This window comes from Pseudomonas japonica (assembly GCF_900188455.1).
Classification (GTDB): domain Bacteria; phylum Pseudomonadota; class Gammaproteobacteria; order Pseudomonadales; family Pseudomonadaceae; genus Aquipseudomonas; species Aquipseudomonas japonica.
This window is the reverse complement of sequence record NZ_FZOL01000017.1, coordinates 22,363-45,492: the sequence shown is the minus strand read 5'-3', so window position 1 is coordinate 45,492 and position 23,130 is coordinate 22,363. Positions and strand designations below refer to the sequence as shown.

Annotated in this window: 14 protein-coding genes; 8 read left to right on the top strand and 6 right to left on the bottom strand. The window is 55.1% G+C overall.

What is annotated here, in order from left to right; all coding sequences use genetic code 11:
- On the bottom strand, window positions 1–4,344 hold the full coding sequence (gene hyoA / locus CHB99_RS19680) for an NACHT domain-containing antiphage protein HyoA (protein ID WP_042126115.1): 4,344 nt from the start codon (window positions 4,342–4,344) through the stop codon (window positions 1–3).
- A gap of 541 nt (window positions 4,345–4,885) precedes the next feature.
- Here hyoA and CHB99_RS19670 point away from each other — a divergent pair.
- Window positions 4,886–5,296, top strand: coding sequence for a helix-turn-helix domain-containing protein (locus CHB99_RS19670; RefSeq protein ID WP_042126118.1), 411 nt, complete (start codon window positions 4,886–4,888; stop codon window positions 5,294–5,296).
- Between the two features lie 88 nt (window positions 5,297–5,384).
- Window positions 5,385–6,128: a hypothetical protein gene (locus CHB99_RS19665; protein WP_042126207.1), complete on the top strand. Its 744-nt coding sequence runs from the start codon at window positions 5,385–5,387 to the stop codon at window positions 6,126–6,128.
- Window positions 6,129–6,242: 114 nt separating this feature from the next.
- On the opposite strand, the gene CHB99_RS19660 is transcribed toward CHB99_RS19665, so the two are convergent.
- From CHB99_RS19660 to CHB99_RS19640, 4 genes are all read right to left on the bottom strand, one after another.
- Window positions 6,243–6,584: a PAS domain-containing protein gene (locus tag CHB99_RS19660; RefSeq protein ID WP_346426412.1), complete on the bottom strand. Its 342-nt coding sequence runs from the start codon at window positions 6,582–6,584 to the stop codon at window positions 6,243–6,245.
- A gap of 355 nt (window positions 6,585–6,939) precedes the next feature.
- Entirely contained in the window at window positions 6,940–7,848 is a 909-nt protein-coding gene (locus CHB99_RS19650; protein WP_042126123.1) for a LysR family transcriptional regulator, read from the bottom strand.
- Window positions 7,849–8,078: 230 nt separating this feature from the next.
- Entirely contained in the window at window positions 8,079–9,245 is a 1,167-nt protein-coding gene (locus CHB99_RS19645; RefSeq protein ID WP_042126125.1) for a hypothetical protein, read from the bottom strand.
- Between the two features lie 257 nt (window positions 9,246–9,502).
- Window positions 9,503–12,046 (bottom strand): UvrD-helicase domain-containing protein, encoded by a 2,544-nt coding sequence (locus CHB99_RS19640; protein ID WP_141137312.1) that lies wholly within the window; start codon window positions 12,044–12,046, stop codon window positions 9,503–9,505.
- Between the two features lie 160 nt (window positions 12,047–12,206).
- Here CHB99_RS19640 and CHB99_RS19635 point away from each other — a divergent pair, with 160 nt between their 5' ends.
- From CHB99_RS19635 to CHB99_RS19620, 4 genes are all read left to right on the top strand, one after another.
- Window positions 12,207–13,277, top strand: coding sequence for a hypothetical protein (locus CHB99_RS19635; RefSeq protein WP_052419459.1), 1,071 nt, complete (start codon window positions 12,207–12,209; stop codon window positions 13,275–13,277).
- Window positions 13,278–13,388: 111 nt separating this feature from the next.
- The gene (locus tag CHB99_RS19630) at window positions 13,389–15,809 is read left to right on the top strand and encodes a tellurite resistance TerB family protein (protein ID WP_042126127.1); all 2,421 of its coding nucleotides are present in this window, start codon (window positions 13,389–13,391) and stop codon (window positions 15,807–15,809) included.
- Window positions 15,806–17,101: an ATP-binding protein gene (locus CHB99_RS19625; RefSeq protein WP_042126129.1), complete on the top strand. Its 1,296-nt coding sequence runs from the start codon at window positions 15,806–15,808 to the stop codon at window positions 17,099–17,101. The genes CHB99_RS19630 and CHB99_RS19625 overlap by 4 nt, the downstream gene beginning before the upstream one ends.
- A 43-nt stretch (window positions 17,102–17,144) precedes the next feature.
- Window positions 17,145–19,349 carry a DEAD/DEAH box helicase gene (locus tag CHB99_RS19620; RefSeq protein WP_042126213.1) on the top strand — a complete coding sequence of 735 codons (2,205 nt, stop codon included), beginning with the start codon at window positions 17,145–17,147 and terminating at the stop codon, window positions 19,347–19,349.
- On the opposite strand, the gene CHB99_RS19615 is transcribed toward CHB99_RS19620, so the two are convergent.
- A complete protein-coding gene (locus tag CHB99_RS19615) occupies window positions 19,346–20,317 on the bottom strand; it encodes a DNA-binding protein (RefSeq protein ID WP_042126131.1) in 972 nt (323 codons plus the stop codon). The two genes, CHB99_RS19620 and CHB99_RS19615, sit on opposite strands and share 4 nt — an antisense overlap.
- A 205-nt stretch (window positions 20,318–20,522) precedes the next feature.
- Here CHB99_RS19615 and CHB99_RS19610 point away from each other — a divergent pair, with 205 nt between their 5' ends.
- Both CHB99_RS19610 and CHB99_RS19605 read left to right on the top strand, forming a co-directional pair.
- Window positions 20,523–21,464 carry a tyrosine-type recombinase/integrase gene (locus CHB99_RS19610; RefSeq protein WP_167335870.1) on the top strand — a complete coding sequence of 314 codons (942 nt, stop codon included), beginning with the start codon at window positions 20,523–20,525 and terminating at the stop codon, window positions 21,462–21,464.
- Window positions 21,465–21,813: 349 nt separating this feature from the next.
- Window positions 21,814–23,040, top strand: a complete 1,227-nt coding sequence (locus CHB99_RS19605; RefSeq protein WP_042126135.1) for a PDDEXK-like family protein — start codon at window positions 21,814–21,816, stop codon at window positions 23,038–23,040.
- The last annotated feature ends 90 nt before the right edge of the window (window positions 23,041–23,130 follow it).

Here is a 23,130-nt window from a genome sequence, read left to right as displayed (position 1 = left end):
TTACCCCTCCTCACTCAGGCCGGCTTCCACCTGGTTGGCCTTGATGGCTTTGGCTGCTGCCTGTCCTCCCCGCTTGGTAAGGTCGATGCCGATGACCTTTATTTCCTCAGCGCCAGGGTATCTAGAGGCGATACTCAACCAGTGTTCCTGCAAGGCTGCTACCAAGCCGTCAAACCCGACTCGATCACCCTTTGGGGTCTCCCATCTGGTTTGATCATCTCGGCTGACAAGCAAAAAGATTCCACAGCTCGACCTGTCATCGCGAAGGTAATCCCCGCATAGCTGATTCTCAAGGCGCTCGAAATGCTGCGGCCCGCTCCAGTTCTGCGAGAGCTTCAGTTCAACCGGTACGGGGGCATCGAACTGAGTGTTCAGGAATCTGTAGTCAGGTCGCTTGTCGTCTGCTAGCTGTTCCTCCTGGACTACCCCGTAGCGGCTAGCAGCCCGGTCTCTACACCAGTCCCCGATAAATTTTCGAACCGAGGTCTCCTGGCTTGAAGGCAAAAGAAGCTCTGCCCAGCTTGAGTCACTTTCTTCCAGCACATGCTTCAAATCCAGTAAGCGATCAATAGCGAGATTCCAAAGCTCTCGGTGCGTGGTAGGAGTGCTTTCCAGCGAGTTATGGAAATCGATGACTTTCTCTGGTGACCAAGGCGGCGTTTGAGAGTCTGCCGTGGCTTTCTGTTGCGCGTAGAAAGCACTCCACGGGCGAAGGCTCTCTGAAGGATGCGCCCGAGCAATTTCCTCTAAAGCCAGGAACGCTTCTTTACCAGGTGTTTCTCGGATGAGAGCAAGTAATCCGTCACGTGCATTCTGGGCGTCGTCCCTCAGGCCTGGCGAGTAGACGCCTGTTCCTGCGCGCTGGATGTCATCCGCGATACGTACGTACTCGTTAACGAGCAGATACAGCGCTTTGGCATGCCCTACTGTCTTGTAGTTTTGCCGGCAACGGTGTGCATTGTGGCCACCAACAATGCCAATTAGGCAGAGCATCGCAAATTGAGCTTTAGCGTCATCTGAAGGCAGCGAGTCGAGACGAGCCGCCAGTGCCGGGATACCTTCAGCAGGTTCCGATCCAATCCACGTAGCAAACCAAGACGGCGCGATATCCAGATCGCTCTCTGCGATAGCACGCTCGCTGGCGAGCTCAGCCAGTGCCTGATCACTGATGGGGGACTCCACTACGACGCTCATGACGAGTTGAAGGGATTCCAGGGTTTTCACAGGTTGAGCCAGCCGAGTCATGAGCGGGGTTGATAGTGCTTCATACAACCATTCACCACCGTAGCGAAGCCTGCGTAGGACATGGTTGCCACCTGAATCCGAGCATGGCTGACTCAGCTCGTAACAGATCTCACGTTCTACGATTTCTAGAACAGATTGCGGCCAGTGTTTGAATAACGTAGGGAGCCACTCTGGGAAACCATTCAATTCAAGGAGAGCATAACGAACGGCATACTCAGCATCCCTGCAAGACATTTGGAAGAAACTGGACGACTCTTCCCTTGCTTCTATAGCAAGCCCCGTCAACCCAAAAATCACCTGGTATGGAGTCGTATTCGCCGGCGCGCCTTCTGATGGAAGCTGCGGGCAATAGCCCCTCCAGAAATTAATCGCCCCTACACGGAACGCTTGAGCGACCGGCATTCCGAACTCGAGAGCGAGTGACTGCCAGTTGCCGTTGCTCCATGTACTTGAGGATGACGTACCATCACGCATCTCCTCGAGTAGATAGGCTTGACAGCGAGTCATCACACCCGGCTCGGGACTGTTGATGTGCGATACATCGGCGGCAAGACCTTCACGCCACTCGCGACGTCGATTCGCTTCCTCACTCTTTCGTAGGGCCGCCTCTTCTTTCCACTGGGCTTGCTGGATCTCCCATTCCTCGACTTGTCGCGGCGGCGGATTCAGCATGAGTTCCAGCTTATCGCTTAGCTCGGCGTCGGACTCAGTGCCCCTTCGAAGCTGCACCTGCCACTCAATCGGCGTGCCATGTTGCTTATAAATTTCAAAGGCCATACTCATCGCCATGTGGCGATCTTGGAATTCAGTAAGGCTGACAATTTGGTCGCAGGCGCGACTAAAATTCTGTTTGTTCAGCGTCCAGAATGGTCGGAAACCGATCAATTGCCAGACGTTGATCACTGGCGCGTTGCGGTGCACACGCCCCTTTCGGGCAACCTCGACGTCATGCCAGAACAGTTTGTAATCAAGCTCAGGCCAAGCGGGCACCGCTATTCGGAGGTTTTCACCTAGCTCTTGAATATCCCGCTCATCGTGCACATGAGCTAGAGCGAGCTTGCTCAAGATGCCTAGGGCGGCTTCATCGAGCGCAAACGGATCGCGCTCATGGATCAGCCGGAGCACACATTGGCCAGCAATTTCGGCAAGCCAGATATACTTTTTCGAGATGGCAATGAAGCCGTGATCTTTGGTAGGCGGCTTGGCCAGAAGCTCCCTTAGCCCACGGATAAAGGTAGGGAAATACTCCAGCGGCAAATCTACTGCCAAGCTTGAAAGGTTAATCGCTAGGCTGTCCCTACCGCTGTAACGCTCCTTCTTGGCCGCTCGCTGGATCGCATCTAGCAACCAACGAATTGAGTCATCGTTCGGCGGCACGATATCGACGAGCTCTGCCAACCACTCCCGATTAATGTCCTTGTCACCATTCAATAACCCTTGGCGTAGGTCAGCGACGTCCTGGGGCGTACCCAAATCGATGACGGCACGTATGGCTGCCAAACGCGTGTGCTTGTGCTTTGCAGTGAGAGCGAATTGCTTCGCTTCTGCGAGCGCGCCCACCACCTCCCCTTGCCAAACCATGCGTAACAGGAACCAGGTGATATCGTCGTTTGTGCTGTAGAGCGCCAGCAGGTCTTTGATATCTTCGGTGAGGTCATGGTGAGCGAATCGCTGTACAGCTGAATAGTCAGTCATTGACCAGCTATGGGCCGGCTGCGCCAAGTGCTCGCAAGTTTTACGCAACACGTTCCGGCGAGTCGTTAATGGGAGTTGGCCTGGATCACCACCCTCGAAGAATACCTCTGGAGCAACCTCCTCCAGCCGTGCGCAAATGCGATCATCCAATAGCGCCAGCCAAGGCAAGACTGGACGCAGCGAGGGGTTGATTACCTGCAGTCCGTATTGGGTGCGGAAGAACAGATTCTCGATCTTGACGCGAGAGGCCGCATCTCGAATTAGCTCGTGAAGCCATTCCGCTGTCAGGTATTCACGGACAGTGCGATGGTGAAAGCGTACCGTTCCATAAATGCCCGGCTCGAAAATCGGGCGGGTCAACAGAGCACCAGCGTCTGCGTCATTCCAGTCCTTAAGGACAGATTGAACTGGAATACCCTTTTTGTTGGCATCGCCATCGGGGACGCGGACGGCAGAGATCTGTCCAAATGTAGTCGCGGCAGCTATAAGACGGACGCCTTCGCGAAGCTTCTCTGGTGCGATAGGCTTGATCTCGGCGCGATTTTGGTCTCGCTCTTCCAGGCGACGATCGATACTGCTTTTCATCAGCTCCAAGCGCGAGCCTATACGATGGTGTGCCTGCCAAAAATCGACGAGCTCCAAGAAGTCCAGGGGGCGCGTCGTCAGCGACCATGCATCCCTACGCTCAAGTTCAGCGTGAAATGCTTTGCCATCTTCGACACCAGTGGCTGCTAAGAACTGCTCGACTTGTTTCCCATGAATGTCGTCGAGAGTCACTACGAGAAACGACACACCTGACTTCGATTTTGTTGAAACCGTGTGCGCTGAGTCTGCAAGCACATCAGACTCAGAAGTAGGTGCTTGCTGGGCTATGGGCTCAAAGGAAAAGTTCTCCTCACAGATCGCTAGATCCGTCCTGGCACGCCACGCTGTGCTCCGCCCGGTGATGAGTATGTGCGCCTGGGCCCCTAAGCGTTGAGTCAAACGGCCAATCTTACGGATTGCGCGCTCGAAATCCCTCGGATCTTTCAACCGAGCTTCGTCCACTGAATCCATGAACAGCCAACCTTCGGTGCCCGAATCTAACCAGCTTTCGAACTCATCGAAGCTACCCTCCTCGATTGCGTCTTCCAAATCCGTGGAGACGTTCTCGATCCGTAGAAAAAAGGCCCTCTTTCCTTCGCTGCGGAGCTGACGAGTGACGTTCCGGATTTCAACGGTTTTGCCTGATCCCGCCTCGGACAGCAGTATGACTCGGCGGTGCTGAAGCAGGTCTGGCCAGCGAAGTTCTCCGCTCCTGCTATGGCGACCACTCAAATCTACATCGTCGGACGCATCAGAGTCGAAGGGGATTTTGGAGAAAGTACGATCAAGGTCGATGAAGGTGTTCGAGTGTCCGTTCATAGGTGGATCTCAAGCAGGTCAGATGCAGTCCCGAGCTGGGCTGCAGAGGCTCTGCCATCCTACCTGAATTGGCGCCAGCATCAGTGCCCTCCGCAGTTGTGCGACCAAGTTCCGTGAGCGCCAGCTTGGTCGACTCAACTACACCTGCGATAGGGGCTACGCGCTTTCCTTGGTACCGCAGCGTACGCTAATGGCGTGTCGGAGACCGACCACCGAGCGCTTCAAGTTGGTAGTCGGTGACTGACTGAAATGCGTATTCGGCCTCCAGACGGAGGCGCTCCACCTCAGCTTTAGGTCTCCCATCCGCTTTGGCTTGATCATAGCGTTTCATGGCCTCTATGGCCTGCTGATACAGAGGATCATCGGGCAGGACTGGTTGCCGTTTTTTTCGCTGCATATGCTCAACCTCACATTGCTTCTGTGCTGCGAATTAGCGGTGCGGTGTTACCTCTACATGCGAGTACCCCTTTCCAGCCATGATAGGCTAGAGGCAGGATACGTAGCCCACTATCAAAATGGCCAAAAACGCAGAGAACGAAGCATGACGCTCAAAGCCTCCTTCGCCAACGTGCTTCGTGCACTGCGCAGCAAGCGTAATATCACACAGCGGGACTTTGCTGACACGACTAGCCGCACCTACCTATCAAAGCTTGAATTAGGGAAATCAAGCATCACTCTGGACAAGCTTGAACAAATCAGTAACCGACTCGAATTGAGCCCGTTGACGCTCCTCACGCTGACACTGAGCGACGATACTGGAAGGTCTGCATCGGACTTGATGTCAAAAATGCGAGCCGAGCTTGATGAGCTTCTACACGATGGAGGCTTGCCTAGCCTGAGCATCCAGCTGAACGATTCAAGCACCATTCAATTGTCTGGTCGTCGCCCGCCTCGTGCAGCTAAACCCGGAGAGCAACGCTCAATGCAAACCGAGCTAGCTTTCACGAACTAGCAAGCTCACACTAGACGAACGATAGTCCGGGGCCCATACGGAGATGTGCTTTTGCTATCATCTGCGTCATTTTTACGGCGGGCAGATGATGGAAAAAGCTGTAGCAGAATTCTTGCGGGAGAAAAAAGATGATCTGCCGTCTCTTTACGATTGGGCATTCGATGATCACTTGGCGACCAAAGAGTTTGGTATCGCTTTTACAGGTAAAACCTCATTCGATCGCACTCTTGAGCTGAAAGCAGGACTTCGAGATCTTGTTCTCTCAACCCGTTGTGAGGCTGAGCATGGCAGAATAGCCACCTATTTCATCAAGGTTTGGGGTGGTATCAAGCGTTTCTCAAAAGTCCGCGAGACGCTTGAACTCTTCTCCCCTCACAAGGGTTCCCCAGCAGTGCCGTCGGGGTTCAAGCCTCCCTTCAAACTCATCAGCAGCTGGTCGAAGTGGGCGTCTATCGTCTGCCCAGACTGGGCATGCATCTATGATGCACGCGTGGCGTACTCTCTGAATGCCATCAATTACCTTACCGGTGCTGCCCACCCTATTTTTCCGATGCCTGAAGGTCGTAATACGCGGCTGAAGATGCTGGATGTCACCACATTGTTGTTGGGTGAACGGTTACTTCAAGGCGAAAGCAGTGACCCGAAAAGCATGAGGGAAAAGCATTTTGTGCCAGAGCAGGATGCTTACCTTCGGTACCTATCCATCGTGCGCAAGGTAAGCAAGGATCTGTGGGGCGATGAAAAGCATATTCATGAGGTAGAGATGCTGCTCTTCGCTCTGGCTGACGGTGATATCTACCAAGAGGTATTCGATCGTCTCGCAAAGGCTTGAGAGCTCCCGCGCCGGGTTCGTATTCAAGCTTTACGTGCTTGGAGGCGGAAAAGCGAGGTCAACCTTTTGCCTGGGTCGCTCCTGAGCAACGCTTTGCCGATGAATTGGATAGCTTCATGGTTCGCAACGAGGAGCCTGCCTTCCAAGTCTTTGGCGTAGACGACTCCAGGCACTGCAGCAGTAAAAGGCTGACATCCTGTCACGCTCCGCCTCGGCAGAGCGGCGTGACTCGATGTCCATGAGAATCCCAGGGAAGCGTACAGCTTGGCTTTCTGAAATGAGCTCGGCGCGGTTATTTGCCTCGATCCACCGATAGCTACTATCTTCTTGCCTTTCCATGTACTCACGCCGGTATGCTCCACCACGATTCATCGCTACCCGGATGTCGGCGGAGACACGATCACGGTCATCTGGGTGAATTGGGGAGAATGCCTCTTCGATCGGAATGCCGGCCATGCACCTCTCCGCTGGCAGCCCGAATGCGCGTGAAAAACGCTCATTAGCCGTTAGCCGCTTCATAGCCTAGGGCGGCGGGCATATCGGGCGTGAAGGTGTATTGGCCGGAGCGGTACATCGCCTCCGCGCGATTGAGCCCAAGTGCCTTGACGTTAATCCTCACCTCACCTGGGCCTGGAGACCTGACGTCAAGCTCATCAATCTGAAGAACCTCAGGGCCACCAAGACGGTGGAATCGAACAACCTTTGACATGTCTTTGCTTCTCTTGTGAATGCTCAAAGCACAAAATTACTGAGCTGCAAGCCAGAGAAAAAGACGCGTCCGAGTTACAGACTGATATCCCAAAATTACCAATCAAGGCTGGGTCAAGCCCTTGTCAGCCATCAGCGAGCGTAGCCATGCAACGAAGGCCTCGACCGCCGGCGGCATCAGTTCGCGATGAGGGTACAGGATCGAGACACGCTTCGAAGGTACTGGGCACTGCTGCATCACCCGCACCAGTGCGCCGGAATCAAGATGAGCCTGAACATTGAGCGCTGGGCCTTGGATAAGGCCGAACCCCGCCAGGGCTGATGCGACGAATCCCTGAGTGTCATTCACGTTACTTGCCGACCTGACTCGGACGGTCTGAATTTCATCGCCCTGAACAAACAACCATTCCAGCGTGCGAAGATTGCTGCCCGAGAAATAGTCTACCGCGAGGTGTTCGCTTAGATCAGCAATGCGTTCGGGTACCCCGTGTCGAGCGAGGTACGCTGGAGATGCGCAGGTCACCATGGGTAGATAACCAATCCCGCTGGCAATCAGGCTCGAATCTTCCAGGGCGCCGAGCCTGACAACGCAATCGACGCCTTCGCTGATCAGGTCGATCGGCTTATCACTTGTACCCAGCGTCAACTCGATCCCAGGATAGCGTTGCTGGAACTCCATGAGTGAAGGAATGACGAGCAAGTGGCCCACCGACACCGGCAAGTCGACACGCAGCTTCCCTACCAATCGCGCTGGACGATCGCCCAGCGAAGCCATCGCCTGCCCGACATCGTCGAGGATGGCCCTACATCGGTGGTAAAACGCCTCACCCTCCGGGGTCATGCTCAGCCTGCGTGTAGACCTGTTGAGGAGTCGCCCATCAAGCTGCTGCTCAAGAAGCTGGATTGTCTTTGACACAGCGGGCCGGTGCATGTGGAGCGACTGTGCAGCGTTGGTAAAGCTGCCCGTCTCCACAACACTCACGAACACCTGCACCGCATTCAGCACATCCACTCATGGCTCCAGGTAAAGAGGTTGAACCGCCGCAGCTTACCGATGCTGCTCAGTTAGGCAACTCAATCACAGCCCTAAATGCCGTTAGCGCCAGTTTACGAGGATGGGCGATTGCCGGTGGTTTGGGGGTGGCACCGGCCGGCTGGGCGTTGTGATTCCTGGCACTCTCGGGCCTACTACTCATGACGGTGCTGTAGTGATCGCACATTTGGGGTTGGATTGACACCTACCTAGCGTTCCCACCAATCGCCCTCGTCTCTCGTAACTCGATATCCAGTGAAATAGCTTTCAATCTGACAGTCGAGAGAGGTGGTAGAGAGCGATTTTGAAGGGTCTAAGAGTGCGGCTTGCTGGAGCGCCCACTCTGCCCATGCGTCGACCTGGTCAGCATCTGCTTTGCTGTCTCTGACAACCGCATCGACAAATGACCGCAGCCTGTTGGCTTTTTCCCACCGCTCGAGATTTTGCACCAAGCGTTTACGCAGGCGCCTTTGTTGCTCCGACTTGATCGTGTGAGCCTTGCGGACGCGCTCTTCCTCTTCGTCACGGCGCCTCCTCTCCTCCGATTCTTTACGAGCTGCCCTGATCCGCAGGATGAGCGCTTCTAGACCTGTAGTGAACAGGTGTATTTTTTCCTCAATTCGTCCCATTTTCGCTTCGGAAAATGTCTTCTGAGGCCCATAGTCTGGGCTCTCCCTGAGAATTAAGGTCAGCTCTCCAGTAGAGAGGAACTCATACCTCGGCAGTCCCATGCGTGAGAAGTCTGGAGTCCAAACCCTTTTGGGCTTTGGGTCTGGCGGCGGCGGTGGCACCTCTTGCTTAAGTAATCTTTCTCGGAGGGTTACGTAGACCGTTTCACCATCAAAGGTCACTGTCGTCTGCTGTTTGGATACGGCCCACGTACAACCATTGGTCTCGGTATGCTTGATCAATGTGTCCAGGAGGATTGCGGCGCGATCGATGAGTGCTGGCGAGATCCTGGTGTTGAGCACGTTGGCTTGCTGAAGAGCCAGCCTTCCTTCAATCGCTTTGGCTTTCTGTGCCGTCCTCCGCCAGCGTTCTACGAGTGGATGTGGATCGACAAGACTGTCAGGGATCGTGACTTTGGGTGGCGGAGGTAATTCATCGGTTACGGACGCCAGTTTTTCAGGGAACAAGGTGCGGTCTAGCACACGAAATGACACCAGCTCGTTAGAAGTTGGTGGAGCAGGTTTTTTCGGTCGTTTTGTTGCTGGTTTTGCCCAATGACCGCGGCGAGGGACAGCGATACCCGCCTTTCTGCAGGCTTTACCCAGCGCGACGTCTGAGATACCTATTTCTCGAGCAAGCGTCAGGACAGGCGTCGACCAAACCTTCTCGAAAAGCTCTTGGGCCGGGAACGAAACCGTCTTGTACATCTAGCTGCCTCCAACCAGGTTATCCAACTGCGCTGCCAAGGTCAGCTCGCTGGGTATCTGAGTAATCGGAGCTGAGCCTTCGATGTCGTGCTGCTTCGGAGAAATTCAACTCATGGCCTGCTGGCTTCACTCCCATGATTTTCCCGACTCCACCACGGTGCCCAAAGTGCGTTAACTGATTAAGGACATCCGCATTCTTCATCTAGGCGAGCAGAAGGAGGAGTTTCCTTCCCCCCTGCTGCAGCTCGAGAATAAAACTATCGCTCCCTCACATCTTCAAAGAATGGTTCCTTGAAGGACACTTGCGCCAGTGCGCTTACCAAGCCACCTTTGAGCGGCTGGGCTGGATCGACAAACCAGTAGCAGTGTTTCTTCGCTCGTGTGATCGCGACATAGGCTAATCGCAGTGTCTCCTCTCCTTGGGCAGTGTCATAGGGCTTGGGGTCGCCTTGCTTGCCTAATTTAGCCTGCCTATAAGCCATGTTGCGGTAGGGCGAGACTGATAGCTGCGCGCAGTCCCCAACTAAAAATACGGCGTCGGCCTCCAGGCCTTTAGAGCCGTGGTAAGTCAAAAGCTTGATGCTCGCTGAACGCTTCAGTCTCCTAGCTTTAGCGAGAACGGCCCGGAGCTTGCCCTGCACTTCTTTCTTGGTCTCATTTTTTCGGTAGAGCACGAGTATGGACTGTTCCTGATCAAAATGATGCTCAACGAATTGCGCAAGAAGCTCGTCGTCTCGATCCAGCACCTGCACAGGGTGCCTCAAATCTTTTACCTTGGGGTGCGAGGCAACACCGTGCTTCTCATCATCTGTCGACTGATGCTTGACCAGGCTTTCTGCTGCATCAATCACCATCTGTTGTGAGCGGTAATTTTCTTTCATCAGCACATGAGTTGTGCTGGATGAGGGGAAATACTCCTCAAAATCGGTGAAAAATTCTGGAGAGCTTCCTCGCCATCCATAAATACTCTGCCAATCATCACCCACCGCCATGAGCGATCCTGTACAAACAGCTGTGTCAGTCAGAACATGCAGGCGCCGGCAGCGCGACTCCTTGAAAACAGCCCTAAGCCAGGAGATCGTGTTGGCCCCGCAATCCTGGAACTCATCGACCAACAAATGGAGCATGGGCATGAAGACGTCATCGGGTAGTTCCCTAAGGTTCGCCTCCCCTCGTTCGCCGAACATCTCAAACATCTTATTGAAAGTGAAAATGGGCGGATTCTGCTGGCTCAGGTAAAGGTTGAAAGCGGGCCAGTAAATGGCCAATGCCTTGAAGAACAGTGCATCGCTGCTCCTCGCTGGAAAGCTCATTTGGCTCACTGCTTCAGAGACATCGAGCCCGAGAGTTTCCAGAAAAGAAGCGGCTGAATGGAAAGCCTGCATGACAGGGGCTTCGCCTAGTTCACCCTCAATCTGATAATCAAATTTTGGACATCTAGAAACATAACCCCGGAGAACGTCGAGCGTTGCAGCCGCTTCGGCGTAGTTATCTAGGAAAATTATCCCCTTGTCGCAGTCGACCTGGAAAAAGGTTTTTTTCATGGTCGTCGCGCCCGTGAGCTTCATCCGAGGGTGCGAAGGCAATGCTAGTTTCCGGTCATTTTTTCCCACCCCAAGGATTACATAAGCTTCAAGCTCCTCGCAGTACCCATTAGCGAAGAATTCCTTACCCTTGAGCATGACTGGAAAGGGGCCAGGTTGGATACCTTCGATCGGCCAAGCACCTGCCTCCCGCCACAGCCCCTCTACTGCTTCAGTGAGCTCTGCATCACGCTCTGAACACTCCGTGATTCGACCAGCGCGGCGCTTTGCCTCAGGCGTATTTGCGCCCAAAGGAGGCAGCTCGGATGACCGACGTACAAGCTCAGCTACCAACCCTCTGAACTCCTCGTCTGCTTCGTAGGTTTGCTGGTAGGCGGCATTCATCAGCGTAAGCTGCTCCACGGTAAGGCGGATGTCGAATACGTCTTCAAGCTCGTCCACCTCCTCTGCCTCCTCGTCCTCCTCATTTTTTTTGAGGGAGAAGAACTCGAAGGCGGTAACCTTCGAGTGATCTTGGCTCCAGCGAAGGAAATCGAGAATCCTGGAGTGGAACGTCCGAACGATTTGGCCGGTCATTTTCTCAGTGAGTGTGATTTCCCATAGGGCGAATACCTCGGCGAGCTTGCGCCTGAAGTCTTTGCGGGATTCGCGCGTGAACGTCACCACGGCGATGTTCTCTTTCGGGATTCCCAGATATCGATGCAAGACGAGAAGGCGCAGCACCATTGTTGTGGACTTGCCGCTGCCAGCACCTGCGACGATGCAGGTGGAAGGATCTGTAGAGAAAATCATCTTCCACTGATCAGACGTTGGCTCCTGCCCTTTCAGATGCTGAGCTACTTTGGCTCTCACCTCTCGCTCAACCTCTTCGTTGATAGGAAAGCGCCAATCTTCGAAGAGATTGTGGTCAATCAGCGGGCCTTTGACCTCGACCTTTCTCCCCGGGCGCAGCTCGATGATCCGCTTGCCTGCCTCAAGCCCTTCTTCCATTCCCCGCTGATGGCCTTGCAGAGCTCCTTCCGCGTGTCCCTGTACCCAACCCTTATCTCGGCCTTGCTGAAAGCCTGCATCGACGCCTTTCTGCCAACCACGTTCATAGCCATGATTAGAGCCTTGCTCCCAAGATGCTTTGTCATGCGCTTGCTGGGAGCGCAGGACTGCGGATGCTAACGCTGCTAGGGTGCGGGCTAGAACTCCCTGGGGAATGAGGATTTCGGGTGCTTGATTGGTCTGGTTACCATGTTCAACGGATGCCACTGCCTAGCTCCATGTTCTTCGCAATTGAATGAGTCATGCTCTAGCTAAAATGCCTGCCCCAGAGCGATTGCGGAACATGCTAGACGACCCCTAGGGGTTGCACGAGCCGTAAGACCCCCTTATTTTTTTACTGTATGGAAATAGAGCGATTTTTGACTACATGGTTGATTTAAAAGGCGTTTTTAGGATAATCAAGCAGTTTCACCTTCCGACGCGAAATCTTTTGCACATAGATCCCCTGAGCGGGCACGAGTCTATTAAAAGCTTGTCGATCCGGTTTTGGTTCGAAAACCTGCGTCGCCGCACTGCACTTCCGACCGCCTACAGCCTTGAGCAGTTTTTTGAGCCAAGCTCATTCATCCGTGACCAGAATGACTCGATCAGCAGCTACCGGAACAAGTGGATACGCTATGAGGATGGTGTCCACCGCCCCCAGCCAGCGCTGCTCAGGATGGTTGATGAGAAGTGCCACGGGTCAGCGCGAGACCTGAACCATCCTTTGTGGCGCGCTCTGGATGTTTCAGACCAGAAAATATTGAAGGGTGAGAGTTTTCTGAGAGCGCTTGCGCCTGGCGTGCAAACGGTGATCTTCACACCTGAAGACGATGCACCCTTGATCCAAAGTGCCCGGCTGCCAGTGACGTTTGTTCTCTTAAAACGCTTGGTGCGTAAGGCGAATCTGGATGCCGTTGCTTGCCTGGTTTGGCTACTTCGTGAGTCACGGCATGCTGGTGGCACTAACACAGGCCGAATTGGTATGGCGCTGCACCACGTTTTGCTCATGATGGCGATGGATTTGCATGCAATGAAAGTCGCCCGCCCTCTCCTTCAAATCCTGGTTGACCGCATTCTGCCACTTGCTATGCAGCCGCATGAGCGGGTGGCACTTTCAGTGAATGAATACATCGAGGCTTCCGCGCGACTTAACATTTTAGTCTATCGCACTAAAATCGGGAAAGGCCAGTCTCTTCCTTGGAGTAAGCGCACCCGTGTCATGGCGAAACTGCTCGATATCACATATGGATTCGACATCTTTTTTGCGATGGGAAAACCGTTTCGAATCGATGAGTCAGCGCCTGGTCTCTCACAAGAGCACCTCCGATTGGCCGCGAGCGAAAAAAAGGACGCTGACTGGGGTTGGGAATGCCTACGCAGCAACAGGCAAGGTAACGTAAAGGAGATGCTCGAACGCTATGACTATGAGGAAATTCCTGTAACTGCAGATACCTAAGAGTGGGGTTGCCCATTACGCCCCAATGCCCCTCCGTCTGTTCCGCTTGGCCCGCCTCGTAAAATCCGTAAGAATGTCACTTGGCCATTACCAACTGTACGGAACACTCATATGCCACGGAAGCTCAAAGGGGGCGGCGGCGGGTCGATCGCTCTATACGCCTTGTTGTTCGTCGTTGCCCTCTTGGCACAGATTCCAAAACAGGTCTGGATCGCCATCGGGGTTATCCTGGGCATAGGTGTATTGGTATGGGCCGTCAGACGCGCTACCCAAGCAAAGCCCTACGTTCCTGAAGATGATATTGCCGCCGAGATCGCGGCGTCCTCTCGACAAGCAACCTCCCCCACTGTAACCGTCCAGTTTAGTACCAGTAACCGCGAGCGAGACTTCCATTCCGTCCAGGTCGGTTCGTCCAGCGATAGTCAGAGCTACGCCATCCCAAAGCCCAGTGCTAAATCCGCAGGGGTTCGTTGGCTTGCTGAAGGTGAGTCCATCAACGTGGCTGGGCTGGCAATACCAGGTGGACTGCTCTACATCACCGAGCGAGCGACACAATTCGGCCAATCTGAACCGTACCTGATCGATGCCACGCTTCGAGTCGCGCGCTCACCGATGAACCTCACCGAGCGACAGATGCCCTACTGGCCGAGCTACCGGAGCATCACGCCCGAGGCGCGGCGAGCGTATCTACAATGGTTGGCAGGAAGTCGCCGCCAGCCTGCCGATGCAGGTTATGTGTTCCTGTTTTTCTACGGACTTGAACGCCGCGCGCTGGTCGATGCACCGACTGACCCTCAGGCCAAGGCAGAGATCCCAGCCATCAAGGCTGAGGTCGAGCGCTTGCTTGATGTCTACGGCGACAACAATTCTTTCCGCAGCTACGCAACTCGCTTCCTCGCCCATATCGACGCGGGTTCTGTTCAACCTCAAAGCTACATGAGTGAGCCCGCCGCCACTGCCGCAGATGGGTACGAGCTGCCCATGTCACTGAGGATCGCGCTGGGTCAGATGGCCGTGGATAAATACCCACTCAATCCGAGCTGGGCATTGGCCTGGGCGCTCGCAGAGCCCAACATCTCCAGGCGCACACCTGTGACCCGGTGTCCCGAGCAATTCGCAGCGCTCTTCAAACACGAATTCGCGAAGCGCTATCCCAACGGCATTGTGCTTCCCCAGAACAAGACCAAGCTGAAGATCGCCTATCGACCCGCTTCTGCCGGATTGAGCATTCCGGCAGTGGCCGTAGGTGACCTTCCTGATGTCGCGGCGACCTCAGGAACGCGTAACAAGCTGCAGGTTATTGTCGAGGATTGCACCACCGTACTCGACGCTTACAGTCGGTATCTGGGGCGCAATCCAGACGTCGGGGATAGCCTGGAAGCCATCCTGCAGTTGCCAACCGAACTCTGGCCTGCTGAAGCAAAAGCAGAGCTCGAGCAGTTGGAGCAACGCGTCGGGGGCGAAGCCATCTGCATGAGTTTCGGTGAGCTGGCAGGCCGATTCAAATCAGCCGGCGCGCTCTCCCGCGACAAAGTCGTCGCACTCGCCCGGGCCTTGGAAAGCAAGCGAATTGGATTGGAGCCCGATGTCCTTTCTGGCAGCCGTACGCCCAAGGCAGAAGACACCATCGCGCTGTTCGCCGCGGACTCTGACGAAGGCAGCCTTCGCTCTACCGATGCCTACAGTGCTGCAGCAGTGACGTTAGACCTGGCCAGTGCAGTCGCTGCGGCAGACGGTGACACCTCGCTAGAAGAGCTAAGTCTGCTGTCAGGCCACATTGACTCGTGGGATCACCTCTGCGTTGCGCATCGCAAACGCTTGAAAGCGCACCTCCAAATCCAACTGAAGCAACCGCCCACGCTGGCAAGCCTCAAGAAGAAGCTTGAGCCCCTGCCCCTTGAGGCCAAACGAAAAATTGCCAGTTTCCTGGCCCACCTGGCACATGCGGATGGTGAGGTGACGCCGCAGGAAGTGAAGCTGCTTGAGCGCGTGTACAAATCGCTCGCTCTCGATCCCCAATTCGTCTACAGCGATCTCCATAGTGCAGCCGTTCGCCCTTCCCAGGTTTTGGAGGCAATGACTTCGACTGCCACGCCGGCGACTGCGGCACAGGCGTCAGAAAGCATGAGTTCAGGCTTTGTACTGGACATGGGCAAGGTCGCTCGTCTGCAACAAGAAACGGCAGAGGTGTCGGCGCTTCTAGCCAGCGTCTTCAATGAAGAGTCTCCCACCGAAACATCGGGCGCCTCGGAATCAGAAGCACCCCAAGAACAGGAAGGCAGTACCGCCGAACAGCTTGCTACCGTACACGGTTTGGACGTCGAGCATTCCGCGTTCCTCCGTCTGTTGGTTTCTCGGACTGAATGGAGCCGCGCTGAGCTGGAAGACGCAGCCAGTGATATGGAACTGATGTTGGATGGCGCCCTGGAACGGATCAACGACACAGCATTTGAGCTGTTCGACATGCCCGTGACCGAAGGCGACGATCTCATCGAAATCAACCCCGACATTCTGGATGAATTAGCCCTATGAGTAAGATACGAGCCAAGGATCGCGACGCGGTCATTCAATCGCTGCGCGCGGGCGTTGTGCCTCGTGTGGGACAGCACCTGATCCAGGTAGGTCGGGCAGGTGAGCTCGACTCGCTGCTCAAGGATGTAGATCGCCTCGCGGATGGCGGCTCGGCATTCCGTGTCGTCGTTGGCGGGTACGGCGCGGGTAAAACCTTCTTCCTTAACCTGGTACGCGGCATCGCCATGGAGCGCAAGCTCGTCACCATGCACGCCGACTTGAACCCAGACCGCCGGCTTCACGCCTCAGGCGGTCAGGCGCGATCACTTTACTCGGAGCTGGCCAAAAACATGGCCACGCGTACCAAGCCTGACGGCGGCGCACTCCAGGGTATCGTTGAGAAATTCATCTCCCAGGCTAAAACGGAAGCTAAAGCCAAAGGGGTCGAAAGTGAAGTGGTCATTCGTGAGTACCTGGCGGAGCTCACCGAGATGGTCAACGGCTATGACTTTGCCGACGTCATTGCTGCCTACTGCCGCGGTTTCGAAGAAGGCAATGAGCAGCTCAAAGCTGATGCCATCCGCTGGCTACGCGGCGAATTTTCCACCAAGACCGATGCTCGGGCTGCACTGGGTGTAAGGACGATCGTCGACGATGCCTCCATCTACGACCAGTTGAAGCTGTTATCACGGTTTGTGCGTCTAGCAGGTTTTGGCGGCGTGATGGTCTGCCTGGATGAATTGGTCAACCTGTACAAACTGGCGAACACCCAGGCCCGCAACGCCAACTACGAACAGATTCTGCGCATCCTCAACGATTCTCTGCAGGGCTCCGCCGAAGGTCTGGGCCTTGTCCTGGGGGGGACGCCTGAGTTTCTGATGGACACGCGTCGCGGGCTCTACAGCTACCCTGCCCTCCAGTCGCGCCTCGCTGAAAACAGCTTTGCTAAATCTGGCCTGGTCGACCTTTCTGGGCCGGTCATTCGACTCAGCAGCCTGACCCCAGAAGACTTCTATGTGCTGCTACAGAAGCTGCGTAACGTCTACGCCTTCGGTGAACCTGAGAAGTTCTTGCTGCCGGACGAAGCCATCCCTGCTTTCATGGCGCACTGCAACCAGCGCTTGGGCGAGGCTTACTTCCGGACGCCACGCACGACCATTACAGCTTTCATCAACCTGCTCGCGGTGATAGAGCAAAACCCTACAGCGGATTGGCGTACCTTGCTGGGCGCCGTGGAGCTGGCCAAGGATGAGGCTGGGCAGCAGGATCTTGAAGTAGAGGCCGACGATGAGCTCGCCAGCTTCAAGCTCTGACTCTTCTTCTTTTGAACGCCTGCACCCCGAGGTTCAGCAATGGATCTGGTCACAGGGGTGGACGTCGTTACGTGATGCCCAGGAGTGGGCGGTGCCGGCGTTGGTCGGCGCTGATCGCGATGTGATCATTGCGGCGTCCACAGCGGCAGGCAAAACAGAGGCTGCATTCCTACCCATCCTGACCAACCTACTCAACGACTGTGAGCCCGCCGGCGCAGTGCTGTATATCAGCCCGCTCAAGGCACTGATCAACGACCAGTGGGACAGACTCAGCCGGCTGTGCGAACGGCTAGAGATGCCCGTCGTTGCTTGGCATGGTGATGTGGCAGCAAGTAAGAAGCAACGGTTCCTGAAGTCGCCTGAAGGCATCTTGCTGATCACTCCGGAGTCACTCGAGGCGCTGTTCGTGAACAGAGGCTCGAGTTTGCCTGGAGCTTTTCAGAACCTACGCTACATCGTCGTCGATGAGCTCCATGCCTTCATTGGCAGTGAGCGCGGTAAACAGCTGCAATCGCTCATGCAGCGGGTTGAGATCGTCGTAGGTAGGGCCCTGCCTCGTGTAGGGCTTTCGGCGACGCTTGGGGAGATGTCGCTGGCCCGAAAATTCCTGAGGCCAGTTCGCCCCGATGACATTACCGTCATCGAGTCGAAATCCTCTGGCCAGGAACTCCAGGTGCAGGTACGTGGGTACATTGAACAACCCATGCAGCAGCTGGTGGCCGAACACCCCGAAAATGCGTCAACAGAGGAAAGCGCTGAAAAGGAAGACACCTCAGGTACCAAAGTGGCTATCGCAGGTCACTTGTATAAGGTGCTCAGGGGGCATAACAACCTGATCTTCCCCAACAGGCGCCAGGAGGTTGAATGGTTTGCCGACCGTCTGCGCTCACTGTGCGAGAACGATGGAGTGTCAAACGAGTTCTGGCCGCACCACGGTAGCTTGTCCAAGGAGCTCCGCCAGGATGCCGAACGGGCGTTGAAAGCTGGAGATCCTCCAGCTTCTGCCGTATGCACTACCACCCTTGAGCTGGGTATCGACATCGGTAACATCAGGACGGTCGCACAGATCGGCTCCCCACCCTCTGTTGCAAGTCTCAGGCAACGACTTGGCCGCTCAGGTCGTCGACCCGGTGAGCCTGCCATGCTCAGGGCGTACTGCCGAGAGCGCCCCTTAACGGATCAGTCTGATCTCTCCGATCAGTTACGTGAGGGCCTTGTCCAAACGGTCGCCATGATCCGCTTGCTGATCAATGGATGGTTTGAACCGCCACGGTCGGAGGGCCTACACGCCTCGACACTGGTGCAGCAGTGCTTGTCTTCGATTGCTCAGCTCGGCGGTGCCTCGGCGGCGCAATTATGGGGAAATCTCATAGCAAGCGGCAGTTTTGCGAGCGTCACCAAGCCTGATTTCCTGTCTTTGCTCAAAGGTATGGGTGAGAAAGAGTTGATCGTCCAGGACAGCTCAGGACTTCTGCTGCCAGGCGAGCTCGGGGAGCGGTTGATCAACCACTATGAGTTCTACACCGCCTTCACGAGCGATGAAGAGTTTCGTTTGCTCCGGGATGGCAAACCACTTGGCTCGGTGCCCGTCAGCAAACCCCTGACCAAGGGGCAGCGTATCATTTTCGGCGGCAGACGCTGGCAGGTTCAGGACGTCGACCTTGAAGCGAAGGTGATCGTGGTCACGCCAGCGCGGGGCGGCGAGCCCCCTCAGTTTGATGGGCTAGGTGCGCAGGTAGATGATCGCGTCAGGCTTGAAATGCGCAACGTACTGATGGAAACCACCCCTTGTCCCTTCCTGGACAAACACGCTCAAGCCCTACTGGAGGAAGCTCGGAGTAACTTCCGTGCCCTCGGCTTAAGTGCCGTGGCAATTGTTGACTCTGCCAGCGTAAGCCACGTCGCGACCTGGCGAGGGGACTATACCAACGATGCGCTGGCCTTGTTGCTCAGGCATGTGGGCATTCAGTGTGAAAACACCGGGCTCTTCCTAGAAGTAGCATTCAGTGGGGAGGATACGTTGCGAGCGTTGCGCGTGGTCGGTCAAATGGACATCTCAGATGTAGAGCCCATATTGGAAAACGTCGAAAACATGATCCGAGAGAAATGGGATTGGGCCCTTCCCCGCTCGCTCCTGATGAATTCGTTTGCCTCGAGCCATCTTGATCTCCAGGCTGCAGTCTCAACAGCGCGGCTTCTTAGCGAGGACACACAGGGCGAGGCGAATGCCCTTGGCCTCCTCTCCTAGGATTTGTCGTCCATCCTTTCGAGGTCGGCTTGTGCACTGGCAAGCTGCTGGATCAACTCAGCTTCCCGCAGCTTCCCTGCGGCGGCCTCGGACTGAGCATCTACAGTCTCCTTAGCCTTGGCCTCCAGTTGCTGAGAAAGGAGCTCTTTAGCGCCTTCCGCGCGCGCAGTGGCTGCATTAGCGATGCCTAGGTCACCCCTCAGATGTTCGATAGCATCCCGATGCTGGTTCGCTTCCTTGGCGTGCTGGCGGTTTTCGGCGATCAAGCGTTCGTTGTCGCGGATCATTCGGGTGGCATCTTTCTGTTTAACCATCAGCGTTTGCTGAAGGACTGCCAGCTCTTGCTTCATCTGGTAAATCTGAGATTCGTGACGGCTCAGATCCTGGTCACGCTGTTCCTTAACCGCTACACGGTAATGCTCAAGGGCTTCTCGGGCATGCGTGTGCTTCTCCTCCAGAGATTGGATCTGGGTGTCCTTCTCTTGGAGTCGAATCTCAAGGTCGCTGCAGCTCTGGCTGATCCTGGCGTTACGGGTGATCTCGGTTTGCAGACTGGATTGAACAGTCTTGAGCTCCTCATCCTGAGTCTGCAGTGCTGACTGCAACTTGGTGATCTCCCGCTGTGCCCGTTCCAGGTGTCCCTGAAGTGTACTGCTCTCGGCTTTCATGGCCTTACGCTCTAGCTCAAACGCTGCTCGCTCGTGCGCTAAAGCTTCATTCCCTTCCACCAGAAGTCGCTCAAGCATCTTGCCCACGAGCTCGGTGAGCTCATCACTCAAGCGCGACGGCGAAGCCGAAGGGCGAGGATCATGTGACTCAATCTCCTTCAAATAGCGCTGAATTGTGGTCTTTGAACCTGTATTTCCGAGCTCAATACGGATCGCGTCAATGCTAGGGTTCTGCCCCCTGGACAGCAGCGCCTCGCGAGCTTTGCGCACCAGTGCCAGGTTAATGCCGCCTCTAGCCATTTCAGCTCCTACGATTTCGTACTGTTTTACGTTTCATGTAATTACGTGCCACATTATCATTATTTCATAGCTTAAACAGACTGACGTTTGACAAGATATAATCGAGCATTATCGCTTGTCATGGCCTAGGTGACGGGTAAAATGGCCCGAAAAGCGGTACGTGTGGCGAAATTAGGCCACCTAGAGCTGGATGCGGGGAACTGGCGTGGTTGAAGTGGTCAGCAAGGCAGATAAGTACTTAGAGGCGAGCGTCCGGCAGAACACGTCGAAGAGCTATGCGGCCGCCCTATCCCATTTCGAAGTGACCTGGGGCGGCTTCCTGCCCACCACCACCGAGACAGTTGTGCGATACATTGCCGAGTACGCTGACCAACTGGCGATTAGCACGCTCAGGCAGCGCCTGGCTGCGCTAGCTAACTGGCATCAAAGCAATGGATTCCCGGATCCCACCAAGGCACCCAAGATCAGGCAGTTACTGAAGGGCATCCGGGCACTACACCCGGTACAGCAGAAGCAAGCAGCTCCCTTACCACTGCTCCAGCTCGAGAAGGCAGTAGCTCATCTCGAGGATGAGGTTGCGCGAGCAAGAGCCGCCGGCAACATAGCCACCCTGCTGAAAGCGACTCGCGACATTGCCATCCTCACCATCGGCTTTTGGAGGGGCTTTCGCGGAGATGAGTTGTCCAGGTTGACGATCGAGAACACGCATGCCGAGCGCCATGTGGGCATCCGGTTCTACCTGGGATCCAGCAAGGGAGATCGGCAGAACATCGGGCGGGAGTACAGAACGCCATCGCTGAGCAAGCTTTGCCCGGTGGAGGCTTACCTGAACTGGATTGAAGCTGCCGGCCTAACCCGCGGCGGTGTATTCAGGGGAATCGATCGCTGGGGGAACATCAGCGATCGCCCGCTCGCGGCACATAGCCTGATTCCTCTCCTCCGAGATGTCCTGAAACGCTGCGGCCTGCCGTTCCAGATGTACAGTGCCCACTCAATCCGACGTGGATTCGCCACATGGGCAGCAAGCTCGGGGTGGGACATCAAAACGCTTATGGAGTACGTGGGCTGGAGCGACATGAAGTCAGCGCTTCGCTATGTTGAGCCGGCTCAACAGTTTGGCGGCCTTATTAGGAAACTGGAGGGGTGAGTCGACCAAGCGTCAGCTGATGACTCGCCACGTATGGACATGATTGATCCAAACGCTATGCCGTAGGCCTGACTGCTCTTGGGCGGCGCATGCCTAGTGCGTGTATGAGGCCGTTTGAATACAGTGGCTCACTCTGCTCATGGGCATGCTAAGTAAGAAGGTGCTGAAGACGATTCCGAATCACCAAACTGGGTATCTTCACTTCGACCCACGACCACCCACATCGCGCAGGCGACTGAGGAGTTAGCCAAGGGTTGGTGATCGAGAGGCTTCTAGGATGGCTGAGTACAGCCGGTACGAATATCATGAACCCCCAATTGGTCTTGCTAGCATTCGTTAGGGCGATAACATGGATTTTGTAGGAGCTGAGCAGTTGCTCGGTGAGTTCCAGCTGTGGAATGACCTGGATTCGAAGGCAAAGCGCCGCTACCAGGCCCAGCTCGCACCAGATTTCAGGTTGATGATGTTCTTGCAGCGTGATGAAAATGCTCTTTCTAGCTACTTGGGAGAGCTGCTTGATCCCAACGGTAGCCACGGACAAGGTGATCTATACCTTACTAAATTTCTTGCTCTCCTCCCTGACACAGGCTTTGCCTTATCAGAAGATTTTGTAGCCGCTCACACCGAGTTTCGCCTCCCTAGCCACCGCCGAATGGACATATATCTAAGGTTTCGTAATGGCGGGTTAGCTATTGAGAACAAACCTTGGGCAACCGATCAAAAAAATCAGCTGTTTGACTACGCCAGATACTTGGAAAGCCAGCACACCAAAGCCCAATGGCTATTAATCTACCTGAGTAATGGTGAGGTCAGCGAATATACGCTTCCTAAGCAGTCATCGGCTGCTCTTACTGACCAAGTTGTAGGTCTCGACTTTTTTCAACTTGCTCGCTGGCTTGAGGACTGCGCTCAGCATACACGCGCACACGCTGTGCGCCTTTTCGTGGAGGCGATTGCGCAATTTGTTCGTGAACAGATCAATGGAGAATTAATTGTGGAGAATGGCCAGGAACTAACTGCACTCATTTTGCGTACCGAAAAGAATGTTAGAGCCGCCTTTCAAATCAGCCAGCAGCTGCACGCAGCAAAGCGGCAGGTTTGGCAAGACTTTCAAGCATCCCTTCGCCAGCAAATCTCGCACCTCCACGTGGAGGTTCTAGTCGATGAAGGCTTGGCCGACGGTGCATCTCATTGCACATTAGGTATACGTTTCAGTCCTGAGGATGTTTGTGGCCCAGCTTGGGCGTTTAACAAGCGCAACCATCAGGAACTCTACTTCGGCATCTGCGCCTGGAGTCAAGAGGAAATTGCTAACATGCGGAACGATGCCATTAGTAAGGCGATGACCGAGTTTTGTGGTATCTCTTCATCAGCACCGACCAAGTGGTGGCCTTGGTGGACATTCGATACTAGAGCATTCAGCGCCTACCCTATCCATTCCAATTGGAACACTGATCCGGATGCCTGGCTTAACTTGATGAATCAGAGTGAAAATGGCTTCGCAGCACAAATCATCGATATAGCCACTCGCTTCAGCCAAGAGTTCAACCTGAGTCTTTTTCGCCGCAAACCCTGAGTGAAAGCACAGCTTTTAGCCTCGTAATAGGAAGGGCGACACTGACGCCCCCCTCCTGAGTGACTCGGCGCAAGTGGCGCGACGCCACGG

Excerpts from the sequence above, each read along its gene's own strand:
- hyoA (WP_042126115.1), bottom strand. The coding sequence starts at position 4,344 with ATGAACGGACACTCGAACACCTTCATCGACCTTGATCGTACTTTCTCC.
- CHB99_RS19670 (WP_042126118.1), top strand. The coding sequence starts at position 4,886 with ATGACGCTCAAAGCCTCCTTCGCCAACGTGCTTCGTGCACTGCGCAGC.
- CHB99_RS19665 (WP_042126207.1), top strand. The coding sequence starts at position 5,385 with ATGGAAAAAGCTGTAGCAGAATTCTTGCGGGAGAAAAAAGATGATCTG.
- CHB99_RS19660 (WP_346426412.1), bottom strand. The coding sequence starts at position 6,584 with ATGGCCGGCATTCCGATCGAAGAGGCATTCTCCCCAATTCACCCAGAT.
- CHB99_RS19645 (WP_042126125.1), bottom strand. The coding sequence starts at position 9,245 with ATGTACAAGACGGTTTCGTTCCCGGCCCAAGAGCTTTTCGAGAAGGTT.
- CHB99_RS19635 (WP_052419459.1), top strand. The coding sequence starts at position 12,207 with ATGGTTGATTTAAAAGGCGTTTTTAGGATAATCAAGCAGTTTCACCTT.
- CHB99_RS19630 (WP_042126127.1), top strand. The coding sequence starts at position 13,389 with ATGCCACGGAAGCTCAAAGGGGGCGGCGGCGGGTCGATCGCTCTATAC.
- CHB99_RS19625 (WP_042126129.1), top strand. The coding sequence starts at position 15,806 with ATGAGTAAGATACGAGCCAAGGATCGCGACGCGGTCATTCAATCGCTG.
- CHB99_RS19615 (WP_042126131.1), bottom strand. The coding sequence starts at position 20,317 with ATGGCTAGAGGCGGCATTAACCTGGCACTGGTGCGCAAAGCTCGCGAG.
- CHB99_RS19605 (WP_042126135.1), top strand. The coding sequence starts at position 21,814 with ATGGATTTTGTAGGAGCTGAGCAGTTGCTCGGTGAGTTCCAGCTGTGG.